This is a genomic window from Thermodesulfatator autotrophicus (assembly GCF_001642325.1).
In the GTDB taxonomy this organism is placed as follows: Bacteria; Desulfobacterota; Thermodesulfobacteria; order Thermodesulfobacteriales; family Thermodesulfatatoraceae; genus Thermodesulfatator; species Thermodesulfatator autotrophicus.
This window is the reverse complement of sequence record NZ_LSFI01000004.1, coordinates 61570-68222: the sequence shown is the minus strand read 5'-3', so window position 1 is coordinate 68222 and position 6653 is coordinate 61570. Positions and strand designations below refer to the sequence as shown.

At 43.8% G+C, this 6653-nt stretch carries 6 protein-coding genes and 1 pseudogene; 4 read left to right on the top strand and 3 right to left on the bottom strand.

Translation table 11 applies throughout. From position 1 onward, the window contains the following. Positions 1 to 78 precede the first annotated feature (78 nt). Entirely contained in the window at positions 79 to 816 is a 738-nt protein-coding gene (locus TH606_RS01495; protein WP_068540915.1) for a SagB/ThcOx family dehydrogenase, read from the top strand. Further along, positions 816 to 1547: pseudogene (locus TH606_RS11850) on the top strand (glycosyltransferase family 9 protein); the annotation flags it as partial. The gene TH606_RS01495 and the pseudogene TH606_RS11850, both read left to right, overlap by 1 nt. Before the next feature lie 115 nt (positions 1548 to 1662). On the opposite strand, the gene TH606_RS12030 reads toward TH606_RS11850, so the two are convergent. From TH606_RS12030 to TH606_RS01480, 3 genes are all read right to left on the bottom strand, one after another. Then, the gene (locus TH606_RS12030) at positions 1663 to 2733 is read right to left on the bottom strand and encodes a CsgG/HfaB family protein (RefSeq protein ID WP_082863455.1); all 1071 of its coding nucleotides are present in this window, start codon (positions 2731 to 2733) and stop codon (positions 1663 to 1665) included. A gap of 133 nt (positions 2734 to 2866) precedes the next feature. Beyond that, positions 2867 to 4825, bottom strand: coding sequence for a hydantoinase/oxoprolinase family protein (locus TH606_RS01485; protein ID WP_068540910.1), 1959 nt, complete (start codon positions 4823 to 4825; stop codon positions 2867 to 2869). Further along, on the bottom strand, positions 4809 to 5312 hold the full coding sequence (locus tag TH606_RS01480) for a YfcE family phosphodiesterase (protein WP_068540908.1): 504 nt from the start codon (positions 5310 to 5312) through the stop codon (positions 4809 to 4811). Before TH606_RS01480 ends, TH606_RS01485 begins: the two co-directional genes overlap by 17 nt. A gap of 145 nt (positions 5313 to 5457) precedes the next feature. Here TH606_RS01480 and TH606_RS01475 point away from each other — a divergent pair, with 145 nt between their 5' ends. Both TH606_RS01475 and TH606_RS01470 read left to right on the top strand, forming a co-directional pair. After that, entirely contained in the window at positions 5458 to 5925 is a 468-nt protein-coding gene (locus TH606_RS01475; protein WP_068540905.1) for an Hsp20/alpha crystallin family protein, read from the top strand. A 26-nt stretch (positions 5926 to 5951) separates the two neighbouring features. Then, positions 5952 to 6347 carry an Hsp20/alpha crystallin family protein gene (locus TH606_RS01470; RefSeq protein WP_068540903.1) on the top strand — a complete coding sequence of 132 codons (396 nt, stop codon included), beginning with the start codon at positions 5952 to 5954 and terminating at the stop codon, positions 6345 to 6347. Positions 6348 to 6653: the final 306 nt, after the last annotated feature.

Here is a 6653-nt window from a genome sequence, read left to right as displayed (position 1 = left end):
AACCACCTCCCACAATCTGTCAATACCCCCCCTTACTAAAAAATTTGGTAAAGTAAAATAAAAAAATAGGAGGCTTTTATGCCTGGCTACCGTGATTCTTTGGGCTTTAAGTTTTTACAAGCTACCAAACATGACCGCTTAGAACTCCTAAAAAGAGAAAGAGAAAACATCGCTCCAGCTCCATGGTTTAAGGTTTATCCTGAGGCCCCTAAAGTTCCATTGCCAAAGCCTCTTTTCGAGCCGGAAAATTTCTGGAAGGCCTTAATAGAACGTCGGTCCATTAGGAAATATACTCCTCAGGCATTAAGCCTTGAAGAAATTTCTCTCCTTTGTTTTGCCGCTCAGGGAGTGACTGCCAGGGCAGGACGTTATCTTCTCCGCACCGCCCCTTCAGCAGGTGCTCTTTATCCCGTAGAAACTTATCTTTTTATTAATCGTGCTCTGGATATTGCCCCTGGCATCTATCATCTTGAAGTTCAAGATTTCGTTTTAGAGGAGCTGGCTCAAGGCGAATTTGGTCAAGCTTTAGCCGAGGCCTCTCTTTCCCAATACATGTGTGCCAAAGCACCGCTGGTTTTCGTTTGGTCAGTAATTCCTCGCCGTACTATGAGCAAATATGGTTCCAGGGGGGTACGTTATATTTTTATGGATGTGGCTCATATTTGCCAAAACGTACTCCTAGCGGCCACGGCCATGGGCCTTGGAGCCTGCCCAATAGGGGCCTTTTTTGACGACGAAGTCAATCAAATTCTTGGTTTAGACGGAGAAGAAGAAACTGTGGTTTACATAGCCTCGGTCGGATATCCAGCAGAGTAATGATTGCTCTGTGGCATGAAGGGGCCCTGGGGGACTTACTAATAGCACGTCTGGCCATAAGGGCCTTAAGAAAAAAATATGCCCGGCAAAAAATAATACTTTTTGCCCGCCATGAGGCACGAATTATTTTCAAAAAGGTAGGTCTGGTAGATGAGGCCTGGCCTACCAGCCTTTCCCTTTTGGAAAAAATTAAAATGAAGCTTAATAAAGCTTATGTTTTTAGCCACCAAAAAGAACTAGAAGAACTTTTGACAAGCCTCTCTGGATTTCCCTGGCAAAAGATTCCCTCCAGGCCACCAGAACTAGAAAAACACCTAGCTCTCGTTCAATGGCAAAAAGTAGGTTCTTTAGCCTTTACTAAGGAAGACCTTTTTCTTGAAAAAGACCTCCCTAAAGGCCGTTTTATTTTTATACATCCAGGAGGCGGCGGTTCTTTTAAGTGCGCTTCAATCAAATTTTGGTTGGATGTATATACTTTTTTGAAGAACTCGGGTTTTAATTCTTTATTTCTCCTGGGCCCAGGTGAAAAAGATTTAAAGAATAAATTGCCCCAAGATTCTTACGTTATTTTGGAAAACATAGAAATGGCCTGGCAGAAACTAAAAGAAGGTCTTGCTTTCCTAGGGCATGATTCAGGGCTTTCCCATCTAGCCGCCGCTTTAGGCCTTCCCACTCTGGCCCTTTTTGGCCCTACCAGATGGCAAAACTGGGCACCTTTTGGCCACGTGTTAGTAGTACAAACCAGCTGTGAATGCCTAAAAAACAACAAAGACCCCCGTATTTGCGGGGGGCTTTGTTTAAAGAATATTACCTTTGAGGCCGTCAAACCTGTATTTCAAAAATATCTTAGTACCATTCCCAGGTCTTACCCTGATCAGATGACGAAGAAGGAGGTGGAACCTGGGCTTCAATTGAAGGCTGATTATTTTGCGGAACTGGGGATTGAGGTGGTGGAGGTGGCAGTGGCACACTTCCTTTAGGGGTGATAACCACCTCTTCCTCATCTTTTTTACCAAACCAATTCCATGGCAGAAGCTTTGACCAGAACCCCTTTTTCTTTTTTTCCTCTTGTGGGGGGCTCTGAACCACAGGAGGAGTCACAGCCTCAGGGCGGTAATCTGGCCATGAATCTACATCGTAATATTTATTAGGAGTTGAGGCATAAACTTGAGAAGGAGGCGAAGGCGGTTGCTGAGGTGGAGCGGCAGCTGGATTCACCATTTGCTGACTATTATTCCTGAAGACCCTTTCGGGATGCATTTTGGAAGGTTCCTGAGGGAACTGTGGTTGAGCAGGAGGAGAAACTGGTTGATAAACAGCGCCAACCTGGCCAGCGCCAGCCTGTAAAGATGGCCTGGAAGGAGTAACCGCAGGGAAAACATTTCCCGCCATACCAGTAGAAGGGGTTAAACTAGCTGGCTTTGAAGGCCTGGCTAACTTAATATCAGAGGTAAAAGGTTTTCCTTCTACAAAAGCCAGACCTTTTTGGGCAAATTCATCTAATTTGGGAATGATTTCATCAAGAGAATTAGTGTAAGTATAAATGGCTAGAGGGGATTTCTCTTCTTTTACTGGAATAAGCTTGGCATCAATGCTTACTTTTTGGCCAAAAGAGGTAATACTTCCCAGAACTACATAATCAGCCCCTAACATTTCTCCAATTTTTTTGGCCACATCGGTATTAAGAGGCTTCTTTTGATTTTTTAAAACTTTCTCCACTTCACTTTTATCAAGCACCACTACTTTACCAGGGTCATATAAGCGGGTACTCAGCATGTCTTCTATGCCTTCACGTACGTAAGATAAATCTTCTTTAGCGTTTATCTTGAAAGGTAAAATGGCAATTTTAATCTGCTCGGCTAAAGCTGGTGAAGCTAATAGAAAGAGCCAGATAAAAAAACATAAAAGACTTTTCATGGTGGCCTCCTTTTTGCGTTTATTAATTCCTAAGCTGCCATAACCTCACTGCAAGGAGAGGAGAAGTACCAAAGCATCTCAGGAACTTTTCGCTTCACTCGTAAATGACAGCTAATTGATAAAAATATAACATCTAGTTATAGGTTAACCAAATATTTCCAAATTTATCTACTGAAGACCGCCAATAGGGCTCAATCCAAATAGTGGCAAAGGCCCCCACCACAAGGGCAGGGCCTTTTATTTCTGAATCAGGGGGAAGCTCTTCCCACAAAAACACAGAAACATCTGTTTTCTTCCCGTCGGCTAGAAGCACCATCTCTTTACCTACAGGGGTTAAATTTTCACCTGAAACCAAAGGTAACTCAAATGAAGGTGGATCTGCCGAAAAATTCAAGCGAATAGCAGTAATTTCTAGAGGAGCTAGAGGCATACTGTAACCATATAACTGCTGGTGCTGAACATGAAATTTATCTTTAAAATCGTAAGTGAAAGGCACGGTAAGTTCATAAGATTGCCCTTTGTATCGCATATCTAAATGGGCTTCAACACGCAAATCCTTCTGATAATAGCCATAACGGGCAAGCTCTTTTAAAGCCTTTGCGGCCAGCTCCTCAATAAGCGGTAAAATGTATTCAAAAGCCACTTCTTCGTCTTGCAAAAAAATAGATTTTGAAAAATCAAAAGAAGGCCTTGCCAGGAGCAAACCCAGGGCGGAAAGAACGCCTGAAAATCGCGGCACAAGAACTTCTTTTATACGCAGTCTTTCAGCCAGAGAAGTAGCGTGGAGCCCCCCTGCTCCCCCAAAACACACCAGGGTAAAATCTTGAGGGTCAAGGCCCTTTTCTACAGAAACTTTCTTTATCGCCTGTTCCATATTGGTATTAACTATTTCCATGGCCCCCAGGGCCAGCTCTTCAATGCTAAAATTATGTCTTTGAGCTAAACGAGCAAAAGCCTTTTTAGCCAATTCTTTGGAAAGCTTTAATCGCCCACCCAGGAAATATTGAGCAGGTAGTCTCCCTAAAATTAGGTTGGCATCAGTGACGGTGGGCTCTGTGCCGCCGCGGTTATAGCAGGCAGGACCAGGATTGGCTCCAGCACTTTCAGGCCCTACTTTTAAGGCTCTGGCCTTGTCAAAATAGATAAGCGACCCACCACCTGCTCCTATGGTGTGAATGTCTATCATTTTCAAGTGAACAGGATAACCTTCCAGGGTGTATTGATAAGTATAGGTAGGCCCCTGGTTACACAGGGCAACATCTGTAGAAGTGCCTCCCATATCAAAAGTAATTATCTTTTCTCGCCCTAATTTCCTTGCTAAGGAAAAGGCCCCGTAAACACCGGCTGCAGGCCCGGAAAGCAAGGTTGACGCGGCCCTTTTGCCCACAGCCTCAGCAGGCATAAGACCTCCGCTTGATTGCATGAGAAAAATTCTGGTATCTGGCAGTTCCCGGGATAGTTTTCCCACATAGGCCGCCATAACCGGAGAAAGATAGGCGTTAACAAGAGTGGTAGAAGTGCGTTCAAACTCGCGAAACTCAGGAAGAATTTCCGAGGAAAGAGAAATAGGAAGGCCACTGTTCTGCAGGGCCTCTTTTACTTTCTGTTCGTGAATGGGATTTATATATGAGTGTAAAAAGCTTACAGCCACCGATTGGAAATTTTTCTTTTCAACAAAGCGCTTTAAAAGTTCAAGCTCCTCCTGGGAAAGGCCTTTTATTATTTCTCCTTTGGCATTTATACGCTCAGCCAGACCTAAAATTTGAGAAGGCCTCAAAAGGGGCCGAGGCTTTTCCACAAAAAAATCGTAAAGCTTAGGCCTATTTTGGCGACCAATAAAAATAATATCTTCAAAACCTTTAGTAGTTATGAGTAAAACTCTTGCTCCCTTCCTGGTAAGAAAAGCATTCGTCCCCACCGTGGTGCCGTGAAGTAAAACCTTAGGGACCCTAGCGTTAAGCGCAGAAAGACCTTCCAAAACCGCCTGCGAAGGATCTTGCGGGGTTGAAGATACTTTATGAGTCAGAAGATTCCCGTCAACTTCTGCCACAAAATCGGTAAAGGTGCCTCCGGTATCAACGGCCACTCTCATCAAGTACCACCTTGGTTACGGTTTTGGTTTCGGTATCAAAAAACATCATGGTAGGTGGCCCGTTTTTACCAAGAATTTCCCCTGGGTTTAGAAGCAAGGTTTGATTCACTTTTTGTTCATCATATTCGTGGGTATGGCCATAAAAAACCACGTCGTACTTACCAGTAGCAGCTAAGCCTTCAGCCACAGCTGGAAAGTGAACCACTGCTATATTTAGACCAGCCACCGACAAAAAGGCTTGCTGGCCGTGACAATGTATCCCAGGAAACTCTTTCAGTTTATTCATAAGTAGCCAGATATCTCCAGGATTATTGCCTAGAATGAAGTGTACTTCGCCTTTAAATTTGCCAAGCTCAAGCAACATAAAGGGAGAAATTAAGTCTCCACAATGGATCAGAATCTGAGCTCCCTTTTCATTGGCAAGGGTTACCGCTTTACTAAGATTAGGAATAGCATCATGACTATCACTTACCACTGCCAGCAACATTTCTGCCTCCTCATAAAGATTTCAAACTCATAATAAAGTAACAAAGCTTTGACGCAAAGCCCAAAAGTCAACCCCTTGCCTGCCTAAAAGATGTGCTTATTTTCTCTACTAGCTAAAGAAAAATCTAAAAAGGAGGTGGTAAGCAATGCCTATCGGTTGGGGTTTAGATTTTTTCGATCCTTTTAGGGAATTTGAAAGATTACAGGAAGAAGTGGACCGCCTTTTAGAGATGGCAAGTCCCTTTGTGCCTATGCGCACTGTAGCCCGGGGAACCTTCCCGGTAATCAACATTGGTGAAACCAACGACGCCGTTTATGTCTATCTTTTCGCGCCAGGAATTGAAATTGATAAGATAGACCTTTCCATTGAAGGGAACATCCTTTCTATAAGCGGTGAGCGTGACGCCTCTAAGGCCTTAAAAGTAGAAAAGGTTGACCCAGCAAGATATTACCGTCAGGAACGTTTTAATGGACGTTTCACCAGGGCGGTGTCTCTGCCTGAGTCAATAGATGCTTCTCAAGTAGAAGCTACTTACCAGAACGGTATCATCAAAGTACGTATTGGCAAGCGCGAAGAAAAGAAAGCTAAAAAGATAGAAGTAAAAACCAGCTAAAATTTTAAAAGAAAGGAGGGATAGGTATGAATGAAAAAGAAACCAAAGAACTGGCTACCCGTGAGGAACAGGCTCCGGCGGTGCGCCGTGAAAGGCCTATGATTCCGCCGGTTGATATATACGAAACCGAAGACGGCCTTATCTTGGTAGCAGATATGCCCGGGGTGACTAAAGATAGCGTAGAAGTAAAGATTGAAGAAAACATACTTCAGATGAAGGGAGAAATTGTTGACCTCCCTGGCGAAGATGTACAACCTCTTTACGCAGAATTACGGGGCAACGAATACTTCAGGGCCTTTACCATTGGCCCTGAGTTTGACCTTGATAAAGTGGAAGCCTCTATGGACGCAGGAGTTTTGCGTATCTTCCTCCCTAAAGTAGAAACCCAGAAACCTAAAAAGATTGAAATTAAAGTAGCTTAATAGCCACATAACGCCAAAACTCAACGGCCGGCCACAGCCGGCCGTTACGCCGCTCCGTTGAAAAACTTTATTAGAGAACTTTTTATCTATAGGCCATTTTATAACCTTGACTGTCAATAAAGAGCCCCTTCTTGGTTAGACTTAAATTTTCCAAGGATTTCTACTAAACCAAAAAAACATCCTCTGGCCCACTGATATTCTTTCTCACTACCTCTGCACTTAACATAGGTCTTCAGGGAGCCCTGTCTTGCCATTTCTCTTACTTAAATGCATCGGCATCACATCTATCTCGGTGCCCTGGTGTGG